We start from the raw sequence: 17,697 nt of genomic DNA on the forward strand, positions 1-17,697 counted from the left end.
TAGAATATTAGCTATTCTTTTACTAAATAAGAATAAGATTTGAATATATCATATGATTCTCGAATTAAACGATTTGATTCTTCAGGACCTGTCCATGTATAACCAATTTCATTCGATTTTAAGAATTTTTGTACATCTTTTCTTGCTAATGTTCTTTTAATAGCATTAGTTAATTTTTCATATCTCTTTGGATATTTTTCTTTAAACTCTTTTCTAACTGCAAAACCTCTTGTGGAACCATTGAATACTGGAACTTGAAAACCTAAAGGTTCAATTGCTTCATTTAGTGTTGGAGCATCCCATTGTTTTACTCGTTTATCTTTTACAATTGCCAAAGGTTTTATAAATTCTTTAATGGTTTCACTTCCTTGTGCAGAAATTGCGATTAAATCAACTTGTCCACCAGCAATTGCAGTTCTTGCTTTTCCTCCACTATTGTATACAACAAGATTTAAATTTTCTTGAGGAATATCATATTTATCTAGCATAAGTTTTAAAAGTAATTGTCCTACTGAACCTTGAAAAACAGCAGCTTTTACTGTTTTTGGGTGATTTTTAATTGCATCTAAAACTTCTACCATACTATTATATTTTGAATTTTTATTAACAGCAAATAATTCAAAATCTAGCCATTGCACATTAATAAAATCAAAATCACTTATTTTATATTTAGCACTACCTGTTAAAATTGTATTAGCTAAAAATGGTGAAAAAGTTGAAGCAAATACAGTATATCCATCAGCAGGCTTTTTTAATACATAATTAGCAGCAATTTGTGTACTTGCACCTTTTTTATTAAAAACCTTTATTGGAGTATTTAACTCATCAGACAAAAAAGTAGACATTGATCTTGTCATTCTATCGGCACTGCCCCCAATACCGAAACCTACAACAAAATTAATTGGTTTATTAGGATATTCATCTGCTTGTAAATTTATAGTAAATAAATTTATTCCTAATGTTAAAATTACAGCAGATTTAATTGCTGATTTAACCATAATTTTATACATATTACTCCTTTATTACAAATAATAGAAATTTTAACAAACAAAGCTGTCGTGAAGCTTGCATATAAGATTAGCGAAAAGAATATAAAATAAGTAGGGTAGTTTACACAATTAACTCATATAACTGTGTAAACTAAGATTCTATTTATTTAGCTTTTTTAGTTAATTTTTCAATTAATGAAGAACCAAATAAAGAAAAAACTAATAAAACTAAAATAGCAATAGTAATTGGTCTTTGCAGAATATATGAAAATTCTGCACCTGATATTTGTAATGTTTGAACAAGTGAACTTTCAGCCATTTTCCCTAATAGCATACCAATAACTGCTGCGGGTACTGAAAAATTATATCTTCTAAAAACCCAACCAACTAATGCAAATACTAAAACTGTAGCAGGACCTGACATATTTCCAGTTAATCCAAATGCTCCAGCCGTTGCTAAAATTAAAACAGATGGTACAAGGTAAGTCATCTTAACTTTAATAATTGAAGCTAATACTGGTATTAATAAAAGACCTAATATTATCAATAAAAATGCTTGTGCAAAGTTTGCAAATATAATTGCATATACAACATCCATTTGTTCTCTAATAAATTGTGGACCACCTGTAATATTATGCATAGCAAAGGCAGCTAACATAACAGCAGTTGCACCACCACCTGGAATACCAAGAGCTAAAAGTGTAGCCATAGAACCAGCTTCTGATGTACTATTTGCAGATTCTGAAGCAATAACACCTTTTGGATTTCCTTTTCCATAACTATCAGGATCTTTATCTCTTCTTTTAGTCTCTATATAAGATAAAAGATTTGATACAGATGAACCAACACCTGGAACTGCACCAATAATTACACCAATTAAACTACCTCTTATCAAAATAACAGGATAAGAAAAAGCTTTTTTAAAACCTTTTAATATGTATGAAATTCTTACTTTTCTTTGACTTTCGTCTTCAACTAAGAATTCAGATTTTACAAGTTTAAATAACTCAGAAGCTGCAAACATACCCATCATTGCTGGTATTACGGGAATACCATCTGCTAAGATTTCTAAGCCCATTGTTCCTCTTAAAATACCATTATCACTGTATCCAATAGTACCAACTAATAAACCTACAAGTCCTGCAATAAGACCTTTTACAACATGTTTCCCTGTTAAACTGGCAATTAAAGTAAGACCCCACAAAATAACAATAAACATCTCAGAAGGACCTAGTTTTAAAACAAAAAGTGACATAGGTTTAATTAGAAAGAAAAGTAAAATATATCCAAGTAATACACCAAAAGTAGAAGAACCAAGTGCTAAACCTAAAGCTTCATTATGTTCTCCTTTTCTTGCCATTGGATAACCATCAAAAGATGTAGCAATAGCTGAGGATGTTCCTGGTATATTCATAAGTATGGCGGGAACACCAGCTCCAAATCCACTACCTGTAAATATTGCAGTTAAAAATAACATTGCCTGCAAAAAATCCATATACATAGTCATTGGCAAGAATATTGCCATTGCCATTGATGTTTGTAATCCAGGAGTTGCTCCAAAAAAAAGTCCAATAATAATACCAGGTATTACAACTAACCAGTACTGAGGTTCTGAAAAGAGTAGGGCAACTGCTTGTTGTGCTGAATCTAAATTAACTATATCCATTTCTCATCCTAATAATCAGTTGGTAAAAATGTCATAGGCATTGGATATGGCAACATCATTGAAAAGAAATATGCAATAACAAAACCATAAACTAAACTATAACCTATTACCCATGGTAATCTTTTTTCACCATGTATATATAAAGATGCGGCTAAAAATAAAACTGTTCCAAGGTCAAAGCCTAAGTACTCTAATGAAAAAACATAGGCAGCAAATAGAACCATTATTGGAAGTACAGTAATAAAATCATCTTTTTTTTCTAAATCTTCTTTTTGAGTAAAAAACTCAAAAATACATAAGCAAAGTGTAATAGCAGCAATAGGAAGAATAAGAATCATATTTTCTAAGCTACTAGATGCATTATGTGCATTTAATGCATACCATAATACAAAACTAGCTAAGCATAGAATTACTATGCTATTAGCTATTTTTTCTTTTGTTAAAGTCATTTTTTAAGCCTATTCGTTTAATAAGTAACCGTATTTTTTGAAGAATTGATACGATTCATCTATTAATTTATTTGATTCTTCAGGACCAGTCCAATCGTAACCAATTTGATTTGATTTTAAGAATTTTTGAACATCTTTATTCTCTAGAGTTCTTTTTAGTGCACCAGTTAATTCTGCATATCTTTTTGGATATTTTTCTTTAACTTCTTTTCTAACTGCAAAACCTCTCATCGAACCACTAAATACTGGAACTTGAAATCCTAAAGATTTGATTGCTTCATTTAATGGTGGAGCATCCCATTGTTGTACTCTATCCTTTTTTAATATTGCAAGTGGTTTAATAAACTCTTTAATATTTTCACTTCCTTGTGCAGAAATTGCTATTAAATCAACTTGCCCACCAGCGATTGCTGTTCTTGCTTTTCCACCACTATTATATGTAACAAGATTTAAATTTTCTTGAGGAATATTATATTTTTCTAGTAATAGTTTTAAAATTAAATGTCCGCCTGAACCTTGAACAACAGCTGCTTTTACCATTTTTGGGTGATTTTTGATTGCATTTAAAACTTCTACCATATTATTGTATTTTGAGTTTTTATTAACAGCAAATAACTCATAATCGAACCATTGAATATTAATAAAATCAAAATCAGTCATTTTGTACTTAGCACCACCTGTTAAAATTGTAGTAGCTAGATAAGGTGAGAATGTTGAAGAAAAAACTGTATAACCATCTGCAGGTCTTTTTAATATATAATTAGCAGCAATTTGAGTACCAGCACCTTTTTTGTTAATTACTTTAACAATTCCCCCTAACTCATCAGATAAAAATGTTGACATTGATCTTGTCATTCTATCAGCACTTCCTCCAATACCAAATCCAACTACTAAATTTACTGGCTTAGTGGGATAGTCTTTTGCTTGTGAACTTGTTGTTAAAAGACCAAGTCCCAATACTGAAACTGCAGCAACTTTAATTGCTGACTTCATAATACCTATTTTCATGATTACTCCTTAGTTTATTTATTTTAGAACTTTAACATACAAAGCTGTCATGAAACTTGCAAAAATACTAACTTAGATTAAGTATTTTGCCTGTATAATCACAGTCTTAATTAAATCTACTATTGCTATCAGGATGATAATGTTTTATAAAAACGAAAAAAAATTAATAGATACAATTAAATATGCTCCAATAGTTTTGATCATATTTTTATTTGTAATTACTACATATTTTGTGGAAAAATCAAACACTAAACAATTTAATGAAGAGACAAAAAGAATAACAAATTTTTATAGAGATTATAATAATAATGAAATAAAAGAAATAGTCTATAAAGTTAATGCATATATTAAATCAGAAGATAAAAATGGTTTAGATAATTTAAAGAAATCTTTAAAATCACAAGTCTATGATGCGTATACAATAGCTGCAAAAATTTATTCAGATAATAAAAATAAAAAGACAAATAAAGAGATTCTTGAGTTAATAAAAATTACTCTAAAAAGTATTACTTTTAATGAGGGCCGAGGGCACTATTTTATTATTAATAAAGGGCAGTTTTTACTACAATCATCAAGTGAAAAAATAAAAGATTCACAAAGCTTAAAAATAATTATAGATTCTATGAAAAATAAAAAAGAGGGAGTTATCACTTATTCTAGTTATAAAAATTTTAATGATAATGCACTTTCTGAAAAAATAAGTTTTTATAAAAAATTTGAACCATTGGATATTTATATTGGAAGAGGAGAGTATTTAGATGATTTTGAAAATAATTTAAAAAAAGAAATTTTAACATCTATTCAAAATCATAATTTAAATACTAAAAAGTACATTTTTCTAATAGATTCAAGTGGTATTATTTTAGCAAGTAATGAAGAAAAAAGAGTTGGGAAACAAGTTAATTTAGATTTAGCTTTGAAATTAAAAAGTATGTTTAATAAAGGTGAAGGACTTTTTAACTACGAAAAGGATACAGAAGGTGAATCTTTTAAAAAAACTTCATTTATAAAAATATATAAAAAGTGGAATTGGATATTAGGCAGTGGATATGGAGATGATGAGTTAAATAACTTAATAAAAGATGCAAAAATAGAGTTACAAATAATGAATAAAAATAACTATTACAATATTTTATATTTTGGCATTTTTATTACCGTTGTTTTATTAATTATTTCAATTTTTATTAGTAAATATATAGAAGATATTTTATTAAACTATAAACTAAAAATAAAAGATGAAGAAAAAGAGTTTAGAAATTTATTCGAAAATAGTAATATTGGGTTAGCAATAAGTAGTAGTACAGGTAAGTTATTAAATGTAAATTCAAAATTTTCAGAAATTTTAGGTTATAACTCTTCTGAAGAGATTGAAAATAGATTTTGGCATGAATTATCAAATATAAAACAAGCTGATAAAGAACTAGAATTTTATAATAAACTTTTAGAAGAAAAAATACATAACTATAGTCTTGAAAAGGTGTTTATTAATAAAAAAGATGAAAGAAGTATAGATATTTTAATTAATGCAAATTTATTTAAAGAAAATAATAAAATAAAATATATACTATTTTCAATTACTGATATTACAGAAATAAAAGAAAAAGATAATTTGCTTTTTCAACAATCAAAAATGGCATCAATGGGTGAGATGATAGCAAATATTGCACATCAGTGGAGACAACCTTTAAGTATGATTAGTACACTATCTTCTGGACTTAAACTTCAAAAAGAGCTTGATAACTTAAGTGATAGTTATTTTAATGAATCATTAGAGTCTATTACAAAATCAACGCAATATTTATCTCAAACAATTGACTATTTTAAAGACTTTTTTAAACCAAGTGAAAATAAATCTAAATTTAATATAAAAGAAGTTGTGGATAAGACATTTATTTTATTGTCAGCAGAACTAAAAAATAAAGATATAGAAATAATTCAAGACATTGAAGATGTGGAATTAACATCATATGAAAACGATATAATTCAAATATTTATTAATATAATAAATAATGCTAAAGATGCATTCGAAAGTTCATCTTCTAAAAATAAAATCATAAGTTTAAGCACAATTCTTAATAAAGAAAAAAATGTCCTTGTAATTTGTATAAAGGATAGTGCTGGGGGTATTAATAGTAATATTATTGATAAAATCTTTGAACCTTATTTTACAACTAAACATAGAAAGATGGGAACAGGGATTGGATTATATATGGTTAGTCAAATTGTAAATAAGCATTTAAAAGGAATTATTGAGGTAAAAAATGTTAATTTTACACATCAAAATATAGAATTAACTGGGGCAGAATTTATAATTTCTATTCCAACAAGTATTAAAAGAAGAGGATAAAAATGTTATATATTGAAAAAAGCGAAAAAAGTGTACAAGAAGTAGTAGATAAAATACAAGAAATATGTTCAAACTATAAATTTGGAGTTCAACATATTCATAACATAAAAGAGACTCTGCTTTCAAAAGGAATTGATTTTAAAAATGATTGTCAAGTACTAGATGTATGTAATCCTAATGTAGCAAATGAATTTTTAAGCACAGATATGAGTTTAAGTTCAATAATGCCTTGTAAAATTTCAATCTATAAAGAAGATGGGCAGACTATGATAGCTTTAAATTCTATCGTTCAACTAGTAGATGATATAAATCCCGATTTAATTAATCTAGCACAAAATACTCAAAAAACTATTTTAGAACTTATTAAAGAGGCTAAGTAGCCTCTTTACTGCATTGTTTTATATAATGCCTCATATTTAGTAATTTCACTTTTATGTGGTTTTCTTCTGCATGAGATAAAACATTGTTCTCCATTTTCATTTTTATATGGATAAATAGTAGCACATACCCAGTAAAATCCTCCAGATTTTGTTTTATTCTTAACAAAACCTTGCCAAACTTTCTCACTTTTTACCGTTTCCCATAGGTCTTTAAATGCTTCTTTTGGCATATCTTCATGTCGTATTATATTATGTGGTTTTCCAATTAAATCATCAAGTTTATACTCTGCTATATTGCAAAATTCTTCATTTGCAAAGATAATATTTCCTTTTAAATCTGTTTCACTAACTAGAAAAGCATTATCTTTTAATATTGTTTCTTCATTCAAACCCATAATTAGTCCTTTTTCTTAAATAAATTATCACAATGTATTTCTTTAATTTTATCCATTAATATAAATACATCTTTCATAGATTTTTCTAAGTTTTGTGCTACTGAAATAATTTGACCATTTTTATAATTTCCAGCATATAAATCGGCTGAATCTTGAACCATAACATGAACTTTTTTATGTTGTTCATATAAAGATTGCCACTCTTTAGATTCTGCTAGTTGTGTATCTTTTGTTGAGTTTAGCCATTTACCTAAATTACATTCATTATGATTTTTTACAATTATTCTTTCTCCTCCAGAGATACATTGACTAAATGCATCATTTTTAAATGAGACATGGTCAGTTTTCAGTTTATTTAGTTTAAATACAAATGCTGTATCACATACTCTTCTTTTTGCATTTGTATCAAAAGTTGTTGAGTCAACTGCCTCTTGAAGTTGTTTTGATAAAGATTTTGTATTGGCTGCCATTTCATTGATTTGAGTAGCTAAAGATGCATTCTTTTGTGTTGCTTGATCAAGTGCATTAACTGTATCATTTATTTGAATCATTGCAGATTCTTGTTCTTTTGTGGAAGTTGCTACTTCGTTAATTATTTTTTCAGATTGTGCAATATTTTCATTAAGATCTTTAAAACCAGCTATCATTTTAAAAGCAACTTCTTTACCTTCTTTTGATTTTGCATTAGCACTTTCAACTAATCTTTTAATTTCATTTGCAGCTTCTGCACTTCTTGATGCTAGATTTCTCACTTCTTGTGCTACAACTGCAAATCCTTTTCCTGCTTCTCCTGCAGTTGCTGCTTCTACTGCTGCATTTAAGCTCAAAATATTTGTTTGAAATGCTATTTGATCAATTATTGTAATTGCATCATTTATTGTAGTTACTTCCACACTAAGTTCTTCCATAGAATCAGAAGTTTTTTTTGCTAATTCAATACCTGCATTACTAGAATTGGCAACTTTAGATGAGTATTCCAGCATTTTTGAAGTATTTATATTTCCACTTTTTATTGTAGATGTTACCTCTTCAATTGCGGCTGCTGTCTCTTCTAGGGCGGCTGCTTGTTCATTTGAAGATTTACTTAAATCAAATGATGCATTTGACAATTCATCTGCACTAAAGGCTAATCTTTTAGTTGAGTTATCTATTATTGAAATGACTTCATTAATAGCTGTCTGGGTAACCCTTGTTCCACCAAATAATGATGAAACAAGACCCGTTATATTAGGAATTTCTGGTATTTTATAAGTATAATTTGCTTTTGATAATTCAATTAAAGAATCAGATAAAATAATTAGATTCTTTTTTGTTGCTTCAATCATTCCATTAATTTCCTCAATCAAATCATTTAACTCATTTGTTGCGCCTTTTATTAGTACTTTATCATTAAATAATCCAACATTAACTTTTCCAATAACATCTTTAACATTGTCTATTGCAAGTTTATCTTGGATTATATTTTGGTCAATCTTATTAATATACATATTAAAATTATTAGCGATATTGCCAAGTTCATCATTTGTGTGAAGTTCAATCTTTACATTCTCATTACTATTTGCAAGTTTTTCAACTCCAAAATCAAGTTTTTGAATATTTTTAAGTATATTACTAATAATAATAAATAAATAAATAAGTGAACTTGCAAATGTAATTGATAAGAGTATAGAAACCAATCGAAAAGTATTTATTATATCAATATCTTCTTCAATTGATTTTGATAAATTATTATTTTGTAAAGTTACAAGTTTTTCAATATTTTCTTCAATTGTTGCTGAAAAACTATCAACATTTTCCATATTCTTTTCAATATTAATTGAAGAATTCATAAACTTTGTAAAAATTTCTTTATCTTCTTGTGAAACTTGATTTGTATTTGAAAAGTTTTTTATTAATATATCTCTATTTTCTACAGTTTCTATACCATTTTGAACCATTCTTTTTAAAGAAGTCACATACTCATCGAAAACATTATCTATACTTTTAAGAAAAATATTGTTTTTCATATCTATATTTTTCTTATTAATATCTTCTCTAATAGATTTATACTTTTTTATAATTGAATTTAGTTCTTTAAGTCCATCTTTGTCACCCATTAGTGAAATATCTGTACTTAGTTCTTGAATATTCTTTATTAAAAACTTCATTTCCTTAAACAAAGAAGTTAGTTTTGTTTCTTCAATTAGTTGTTTATTTGCAGTTTCTATTTTTGACAAAGATACAAACAGTCCAACACCATTAAGAATAAGAACAATAGTAAATATTGTAATTAAAATATTAGATTTAGTTCTAATTTTCATAAGTCCACCTTTTATATAAAGTGGTATTGTATTAAAAATAATATAAAAATTTACATAATTATACTAGTCTAAAAAATTTATTTTAAATTAATTTATAATTCAATGATTTCTTTAACAATATGAAATAGATTATTAATAGAACTAATACTTACTTTTTCATCATATGAGTGTGGATTATAAATATTAGGTCCTATTGAGGCAACTTTTAGGTGTGGAAACTTCTCTTTAAAAATAGCACACTCTAATCCTGCATGAATCGCTCTGAATTCTGCTTTTGCATTATGTTTTTTATATATTTCATATACTGTTTGAGTAAATTCATTTTTGTCTGGTTTCCAAGCTGGATATTTGCCTTTTGTTTGAACAGTAAAATTATATTTTTCTAGTGTTTCTTGTGTTTGTTTTTTTATATCATTCAATTTATCATTATCCATAGATCTAGCACTTAATTTGACAATTATTTCATTAAGTTGAGTTTTTACAATCGCTAAGTTGATTGAGGTTTCTACGACATTTAATTCATCATTAAACTCTATAACTCCATTTTTAAAATTATAAATAAAATCCATAATCTCATCACTATAGATATTTAGATGTTCTGGTATATCTTTAACTTCAATTATACTCATATTATCATGGGTAACTTTTGGTGGAGTTTTTGAAGCAATTATTGCTTTTGCATTTGCAGGAATTGAATTGATTCTTTCTCCTCCATTTAAATCTAAGAGTTTTCCTTCACACTCTTTGATTGATTTAGCGATTAGTTTTAGTGCATTTGGTATATTTTCATGAATATTTACACCACTATGTCCACCTCTTAGTTTTGAAATAGTTATCTCATATAGTTTTAATTTCTCTTTATTAGTAACTAATTTATGAGTAGAGTGTTTAGATATTATATCAACACCTCCTGCACATCCTATACAAATCTCTCCTTCTTCTTCTGAATCAATATTTAGCATAAATGGAGATTTGATTTCAAGGTTTATATCATTTGCTCCAATTAAACCAATCTCTTCATCGGAAGTAAAAAGATACTCTAAATCTTTATTTTCAGCCATAAGTGCTAGCATATAAGAACATCCAATTCCATTATCTGCACCTAAAGTCGAATTCTCTGCTTTAAAAAAGCCATTATCTTCTATTATTTTAGGAATAGTATTATCTATTAAACAAACAATATCATAGTGTGATTGTAAACAAATCTTTGATTTTGAATCTTTCTTTTTACAAAGGATGTTATTCACTTCATCAACAAAACACTCATAATCATATTTTAAAGCATAATCTTTTACATAATTTATAAATTCATTGTGTGTACCACTACATCTGGGTATCGCTGTTATTTCTTTAAATATATCTAATACTAAATTCAAATTTTTCCCTTTATTTTTTGATAATTATATCAAAAAGAGTTAAATACACAGATTATATTTTATTTATTTTTAAGATATAATAACTGTAACTATATGATTTTTAGGAATGATTATGAAACTATCATTAAAAACACTTCTTATAATTTCTTTCTCTTTTGTTATTGTTATATCAATGAGCATTATATCGATGATGTCATATTATTCAACCAAGGCTAATATGTCAGAACAATCATATAAGATAATGCAAAATATATCAGATTTTGCAGTTGATAAGTCAAAAACATATATGAATGTTGCAACAGATGCTTCTAATTTAACTAGAAATCTAGAAAACAAAGATGTAATAAGTATGAATAATGAGAAAAAGCTAGTTAATTATTTTTATGAACAAATGGCTATAAATCAATATTTTTCAGGACTTTATTATGCTTCTACTGATGGAAATTTTTTGATGCTTATAAAAGATAATAATGGATATTTAAAGAAAAAAATATCCATTAATGGTGATGGTAAACGAGTAGTTACACTTTCACACAATGATAAAAATATGAATTTAGAAAATGAAGAAATACTTCCTAATGATAAATATGAACCAAGACTTAGAGCTTGGTATATAAATGCAGTTCAACATCAAAGATCCTCTTGGACCGAGCCATATATCTTTTATACTACAAAAAAAACTGGAATAACAATATCAACACCGATTTATAATAACAAAAATGTACTTTTAGGAGTGATAGGAATTGATATAGAAACAGAAAGTTTATCTACTTTTATAAATAATTTAAAACTAGGAGATAATGGAAAAGTATTTTTAATAAACAAGTCATTAAAGATATTATCATTACCCATAGAAAAAAATAAAATTATTACAATGGATAGTTTAAAAGAAAATAGTATTATTAAACTTGCATACAATGAACTTAAAAAACAAATAGATGTAAAATCAATTAGAAATGAGTTTTTTCTTACATTTAAAAAAGATGATAATACTTATCAAGCTATGTTTATGCCTTTTAAAATTGGAGAGTTGCAGTGGACAGTTGGAATGTATGTTTTAGAAGATGATTTTTTAGGAATATTAAAAAATAATAATATTTTCAATATTTTATTTATAATAATTATTGGATTTGTATCTTTATTTATTAGTATCAAAATATCAAATTATATTTCAAACCCAATATTAAAATTAAGAGATATGACTAAAAAAATTGAGTTGTTAAATTTAAATCAATCAGATGTTCATCCAAATCCAATAAAAGAAATAAATGAATTAATTAGTTCTTTTAATAATATGAAAATAAATTTAAAAGAGTCATACTTAGATACTTTATATAGATTAGCTGTGGCATCTGAATACAAAGATAATGATACAGCAGAACATATTAATAGAATAGGGTTATATGCAGAAACAATAGCTAGAAGAGTTGGATTACCTGAAGATGAAATATATATTTTAAAACATGCAAGTGCTATGCATGATATTGGAAAGCTTGGTATTCCAGATAGAGTGTTATTAAAACCAGGCAAGTTAAATGAACAAGAGAGAAAGATAATTGAAACACATCCTGCAATTGGTGCTGCTATATTGAAAAACCCGACTTCGGATATTATGAAAATGGGAAGGGATATCTCTTTATATCATCATGAAAAATGGGATGGAACAGGTTATCCAAAAGGCTTAAAAGGAGAGGAAATACCACTATTTGCTAGAATAGTATCCATTGTAGATGTTTTTGATGCTTTGATGTCTAAACGATGTTATAAAGAGGCATTTGATGAAAATAAATCTAAAAAAATTATAGAAGAAGGTAAAGGTACATTTTTTGAACCAAAAATTGTAGATGCTTTTGAAGAGTGCTTTGAAGAGTTGGTTAAAATATCAAAAGAAAATCCATAAAAACCTAAGTATAAAACTTAGGCTTTTAGATTTCTATTTCTATATGCAGCTGCGATTGTAATAATTACAAAAGTTGTTACAACATAAACCCACATAGGGATTGGAACAGGATCTCCTGTAGCATATGAGTGCATTCCAGATAAGTAGAAGTTTACTCCAAAATAAGTCATTAATATTGTACTAAATGCTAATACTGAAGCAGTTGTTAGTACAAATGGATTGTTTAATGATTTAACAAATCTTAAGTGAAGAACTATTGCATAAACAACTATTGATACATAGGCCCAAGTCTCTTTTGGATCCCATCCCCAATATCTTCCCCATGATTCATTTGCCCAAACTCCACCTAAGAAGTTTCCAATTGTAATTGCACTTAATCCTATAATTAAAGACATTTCATTTATATAAGTAATATGTTTAATCGTCTCATCTAAGTGAGGTCTATTTTTTCTAAATATAAATAATATAAGTGTTAAGAAACCAATAATAGCACTTAATCCAAAGAATCCATAAGAGGCTGTTAAAATTGAAACATGGATTGTTAACCAGTATGATTTAAGTACAGGAACCAAGTTTGTAATTTGTGGATCTATACTTGTTAAATGAGCTGTAAACATAAATATAGCAGCCACTATAACAGAAGCACTTAAAGCAAGTAATGATTTTCTAAAGAAAACAACACCTGCAAAAACACCAGACCAAGAGATATAAAGTAGGGACTCATAAGTATTTGACCAAGGTGCATGCCCTGCAATTATCCATCTAAATCCCATACCAAAAGTATGTGCTGCAAATAATATTGCTAAAACAATAAATGCTACTAATGTAGTCTTTTTAGGTTTGATCTTAGGGTTAAATACAACAACAAATGATGTAACTAACATAATAAATCCAACAAGTAAATAAGCTAATGTTAATTTAGGAAAGATATCAATTTTATTAAATAATATTTCATTAGATATTTGTCTTTCACTTGGAATAATATTTGCACCAACTTTTCTTTGATAAGCATTAATAAAATCTAAATATTTTCCTGCATTTTCCCAGTCTTCTATAATTATTGTATTAATAAATCCTCTAACCATTGTTTCAACAGCTTGTTGTGCTCTTCCTTGAAAAGTTTGCATTGCGTCTACGGGATTAAGCCATTTTGTTGATTTCATATCATTTGGATTAGGGAACATATTAAATAAATTTGCATTATAAGTCATATATGCAATATTTAATCTTTCATCGACTCTAATAACATCTTTTTCATATGTGCCTCTATCAGATGGTTTTGTTGTAGTCGCTTTATTAATTTCATTAGCTAAAATATATTTACCATCTTTAAAAACTTCTGAAAATGCAATATATTTTCTTGAACTATCAATTCCTAGAAATTTTTTCAACCTTGGAGTAGTGATTTTTATCATTTTCACATCTCTCCAGATTTCTGGTCTAGAAATCATTCCTAAAACTATTTGATCTGCATTTAAATCAAACATGCTTGTTTTACCTGATAGTTTTAAAAGAATTTCTCTATCTAATGTGTCAATAGGTTTCATTCTTCCTGCATTACTTTGAACAGTAAGTAATCCAAATTTATTTGCAACAGAAGATGAATCTTTTTTAAGCATATTCATATATTCTTCAGAGTTTTTGTACTCTTTTACTACTACCTGATGTTGAGTTTGAGATGCTTGTGTTTGCTGTGTTTGTTGTTCTGCTGCATGTAAGTTACAGGTTGCAAAAGATAAACTTAGAGCAACAACTAAAGAAGCAAAGTTTTTATTTTTTAATTTATTTGCAAGTATCCAAAATCTTGATTGTTTACTAAATAGGTTTAAAATAAGACCTAATGTTAGGAAAAAATATCCTGCATAAGTTGGCCATTTTCCTGGGTCGTTATTTACTGACAAAACTGTTCCTTTTTCATCTGGATCATATGAACTTTGGAAGAATAAGAAATTACCTTGGTGAAGTGTTCTATTCATAAAGATTCTATAATCATATGATTTTCCATTTTCTTCATTAACTGTTACTTCTGAAGCATAAGAAGATGGTGACATACTTCCTGGATATCTATCTAGTTGGAAGTCATTTAGTTTAATTGAAAAGGGTAATTTTAGTAATTTAGAACCATATTCTAAAGTTACAATTGTATCACCAAAGTCTTCAATTTTTGGAAAACCTTTTTGTCCTCTTTTACCTGGTAGTCTAACTGTTTTAGTTACTCCATTTAAAGTTAAGTCAACAGATAAAATACCCATTTCTGCTTTACCTTTTTTACTTACAGTATAGTCGATATAGTTTACTTTTAAATCTTTATTGTCAAATTTTATATCATAGTTAAAGTTATTTAACTTTTGAGCAAAATATTCTACTATTCCTGTATTATAACCTTCATCCATACCTTTTCTTAAAGTTGATGCTGCAAATTCCAATGGATATTCTTGATAAAAAGAACTTCCATCTTTTTGTTTAATCTGTACTTGTAAATATGGATTTAATGAATACATTAAATCTTGAGTTTGACCTTCTCTTATTTGCATAATACCTTCATATCCTGCAAATCTTGTAACTGCGGCACCTATTAAAATCAAAACAAAAGATGAGTGAAACAAAAATTTTGCTTTTTGTCTCCACATTTTTCTTCTGTAAATAATCCCCATTAAATTAACTGTTGTAAGAACTAAAACAGCTTCGTACCACAAGTTATCATAAACTAAAACTCTAGCAGTTGAAGTTCCATAATCATTTTCAATAAATGTAGCTACACCCGCGCCAATTGCAAGTAATGCAAGTAGTGTAAGTGTAGTTTTAAATGAAAATAATATATCTAATATCTTATTCAAAATATAAGTCCTTTTTTGTATCTTTTTTCTGTTTCATTATAATGATGCTTTATTAATAAAATATTAACTATTTCAACTATAGTAAAATTTTGCAATTATATCAAAAGATATTTAAGAAATAATGATTATAATTGCATTATGAATGAACTATTAGAAGAATTACAAAAAAAGAGAATAGAGTGTCTTTCTTGGAAAAATATTAAGCCATGGCATGAACAACTTTTAAAAGCACAAGAAATCCAAAAAATACCTTGTGAAGTTAAACTTGAAGATTGGCTTACTATTGGAAAAGAAACAGACTTAAATGATGAAGAAAAAGAGACTATTTTACAAACAGCAAAAGCACTAATACCTTGGCGAAAAGGACCTTTTAATCTTTTTGGATTGAAAATTGACAGTGAATGGCAAAGTAATATAAAATATAATCTTATTCGACCACATTTTGATTTAAAAGATAAAGTTGTAGCTGATATTGGATGCAACAATGGTTATTATATGTTTAGAATGCTTGAAGATAAGCCTAAAAAACTTATCGGTTTTGATCCAAGTCCACTTACAATGCTTCAATTTGAGTTTATAAATCATTTTGTAAAAAGTGATATTATTTATGAAAAACTAGGCGTTGAACATTTAGAGATTTATAATCATAGTTTTGACTTTATATTTATGTTGGGTGTTTTGTACCATAGAGCTGATCCTGTAGGAACACTAAAGCTTTTGAGAAACTCTTTAAATAAAGATGGTGAAGTTTTAATTGATACTTTTATGATAGACGGAGAAGAAGAAGTTGCCCTAACTCCAAATGCAAGATACTCAAAGATTCCAAATATTTATTTTGTACCAACAATCCCAGCACTCAAAAACTGGCTAAATAGAGCAGGGTTCTGTGATATTGAAGTTCTTGCAGTCACAACTACTTCAAGTGAAGAGCAAAGAAAAACAAAGTGGTCTTTTGATCAAAGTTTGGAAGACTTTTTAGACCCAAATGACAGAACTAAGACAGTTGAAGGTTATCCAGCACCTAAAAGGGTATATGTAAAAGCAAGAAGAAAGAATTAGAATAAATCTATATTATCTTCTTCTTTGATATCACTAAAGGCTAAAAATGAACTTCTTCCTTTATTTTTAGCTTCATAAAGTGCCGTGTCAGTATTTTTTATAATTTGATCTAGTGATGAATGTTTTGTATTAAATTTATCATAACCAATACATATTGTTTTTTTAAGAGTAGCTTCTTCATTTATTTGTATTTCTGCATTTGCAAAGTCTTCAATAATCTTTTCGCATATAATTCTGATTTCACTTTCACTATCACTGCTTAATATAGAGACTAAAAATTCATCCCCTGAAAGTCTTGCTACTAAATCAAATTCTGAGATATTTGTATGAATAACTTTTGCAAGTTCTATTAAAACTTTATCTCCAATATCATAATCAAATTCATCAATTACAGCTTTAAATCTATCTATTCCTATCATTAAAAAGAATATGTCATTTGTATCAGTATGTGATAAGTTAATCAATTTGTTAACATGCTCTGTTAAATATTGTCTATTATAAACATTTGTAACAGAATCAATTGAGTTTGATTGAACATAGTTTTTCTTTAAAATACCACTTTGAATAATAGGTGATATTTGAAAAAACGCTGACTCAATTGCATTATATTCAGCTTCTAGTACTGTGAAATGAGTTTTTGATGTAGAAGAGAAAGATACTATTGCATTTTGAGAAGTATGAGTATTAATAATAAAGAAAAAAGATTTATCATCATCTAAATAAAACTCTTCTCCTTTTACATAAATATTCTCTTTTCTATTGTTTTTCATATCAAATAAAGAAAAAGTTACATTATCAACATTATAATTTCTATTTAACCACTGATAAATATCTTCTGCCATTTGCTTTAGGTTTGAAGAGTATTGTAATTGTTCATATAGTTCATAAATTTTTTCTAAAGAAGTAAAATCTTTTTCATGATTGCATGATGATTTAATCAAATTTAGTATCGAATTTTTTAACATGACTCTTCTTTCTCTATTTTTATATA

13 protein-coding genes are annotated in these 17,697 nt (G+C 27.2%); 4 read left to right on the forward strand and 9 right to left on the reverse strand.

The features are described 5' to 3' along the window. Positions 1 to 11 precede the first annotated feature (11 nt). The 4 genes from LXN10_RS14590 to LXN10_RS14605 all read right to left on the reverse strand — a co-directional run bounded on the left by LXN10_RS14590 (position 12) and on the right by LXN10_RS14605 (position 4,112). Positions 12 to 1,010, reverse strand: coding sequence for a tripartite tricarboxylate transporter substrate binding protein (locus LXN10_RS14590; protein ID WP_375723712.1), 999 nt, complete (start codon positions 1,008 to 1,010; stop codon positions 12 to 14). 142 nt (positions 1,011 to 1,152) lie between these two features. Then, positions 1,153 to 2,655 (reverse strand): tripartite tricarboxylate transporter permease, encoded by a 1,503-nt coding sequence (locus tag LXN10_RS14595; RefSeq protein ID WP_375723713.1) that lies wholly within the window; start codon positions 2,653 to 2,655, stop codon positions 1,153 to 1,155. 8 nt (positions 2,656 to 2,663) lie between these two features. Then, positions 2,664 to 3,104 (reverse strand): tripartite tricarboxylate transporter TctB family protein, encoded by a 441-nt coding sequence (locus LXN10_RS14600; RefSeq protein ID WP_375723714.1) that lies wholly within the window; start codon positions 3,102 to 3,104, stop codon positions 2,664 to 2,666. Positions 3,105 to 3,113: 9 nt separating this feature from the next. Beyond that, the gene (locus LXN10_RS14605) at positions 3,114 to 4,112 is read right to left on the reverse strand and encodes a Bug family tripartite tricarboxylate transporter substrate binding protein (RefSeq protein ID WP_375723715.1); all 999 of its coding nucleotides are present in this window, start codon (positions 4,110 to 4,112) and stop codon (positions 3,114 to 3,116) included. A gap of 139 nt (positions 4,113 to 4,251) precedes the next feature. Between LXN10_RS14605 and LXN10_RS14610 the strand changes: the two genes are divergently transcribed. Both LXN10_RS14610 and LXN10_RS14615 read left to right on the forward strand, forming a co-directional pair. Next, positions 4,252 to 6,459 carry a cache domain-containing protein gene (locus LXN10_RS14610; protein WP_375723716.1) on the forward strand — a complete coding sequence of 736 codons (2,208 nt, stop codon included), beginning with the start codon at positions 4,252 to 4,254 and terminating at the stop codon, positions 6,457 to 6,459. Positions 6,460 to 6,461: 2 nt separating this feature from the next. After that, positions 6,462 to 6,839: a DUF302 domain-containing protein gene (locus tag LXN10_RS14615; RefSeq protein ID WP_375723717.1), complete on the forward strand. Its 378-nt coding sequence runs from the start codon at positions 6,462 to 6,464 to the stop codon at positions 6,837 to 6,839. A gap of 5 nt (positions 6,840 to 6,844) precedes the next feature. Here LXN10_RS14615 and LXN10_RS14620 read toward each other — a convergent pair whose 3' ends face one another. The 3 genes from LXN10_RS14620 to LXN10_RS14630 all read right to left on the reverse strand — a co-directional run bounded on the left by LXN10_RS14620 (position 6,845) and on the right by LXN10_RS14630 (position 10,910). Then, the gene (locus tag LXN10_RS14620; protein ID WP_375723718.1) at positions 6,845 to 7,234 is read right to left on the reverse strand and encodes a PAS domain-containing protein; all 390 of its coding nucleotides are present in this window, start codon (positions 7,232 to 7,234) and stop codon (positions 6,845 to 6,847) included. A 2-nt stretch (positions 7,235 to 7,236) separates the two neighbouring features. After that, positions 7,237 to 9,534, reverse strand: coding sequence for a methyl-accepting chemotaxis protein (locus LXN10_RS14625; RefSeq protein ID WP_375723719.1), 2,298 nt, complete (start codon positions 9,532 to 9,534; stop codon positions 7,237 to 7,239). 92 nt (positions 9,535 to 9,626) lie between these two features. Further along, entirely contained in the window at positions 9,627 to 10,910 is a 1,284-nt protein-coding gene (locus LXN10_RS14630; RefSeq protein ID WP_375723720.1) for a M20/M25/M40 family metallo-hydrolase, read from the reverse strand. A 112-nt stretch (positions 10,911 to 11,022) separates the two neighbouring features. Between LXN10_RS14630 and LXN10_RS14635 the strand changes: the two genes are divergently transcribed. Then, complete coding sequence (locus LXN10_RS14635) at positions 11,023 to 12,810, forward strand: HD domain-containing phosphohydrolase (protein WP_375723721.1); 1,788 nt, start codon at positions 11,023 to 11,025, stop codon at positions 12,808 to 12,810. A gap of 17 nt (positions 12,811 to 12,827) precedes the next feature. Here LXN10_RS14635 and ccsA read toward each other — a convergent pair whose 3' ends face one another. Beyond that, positions 12,828 to 15,647 (reverse strand): cytochrome c biogenesis protein CcsA, encoded by a 2,820-nt coding sequence (ccsA, locus tag LXN10_RS14640; protein WP_375723722.1) that lies wholly within the window; start codon positions 15,645 to 15,647, stop codon positions 12,828 to 12,830. 138 nt (positions 15,648 to 15,785) lie between these two features. Between ccsA and cmoB the strand changes: the two genes are divergently transcribed. Continuing rightward, positions 15,786 to 16,706 (forward strand): tRNA 5-methoxyuridine(34)/uridine 5-oxyacetic acid(34) synthase CmoB, encoded by a 921-nt coding sequence (gene cmoB / locus LXN10_RS14645; protein WP_375723723.1) that lies wholly within the window; start codon positions 15,786 to 15,788, stop codon positions 16,704 to 16,706. On the opposite strand, the gene LXN10_RS14650 is transcribed toward cmoB, so the two are convergent. Continuing rightward, positions 16,703 to 17,671 (reverse strand): GGDEF domain-containing protein, encoded by a 969-nt coding sequence (locus LXN10_RS14650; RefSeq protein ID WP_375723724.1) that lies wholly within the window; start codon positions 17,669 to 17,671, stop codon positions 16,703 to 16,705. The genes cmoB and LXN10_RS14650 overlap by 4 nt on opposite strands. Positions 17,672 to 17,697: the final 26 nt, after the last annotated feature.

The organism is Arcobacter iocasae (genome assembly GCF_042214795.1).
GTDB classification, from domain to species: domain Bacteria; phylum Campylobacterota; class Campylobacteria; order Campylobacterales; family Arcobacteraceae; genus Arcobacter; species Arcobacter iocasae.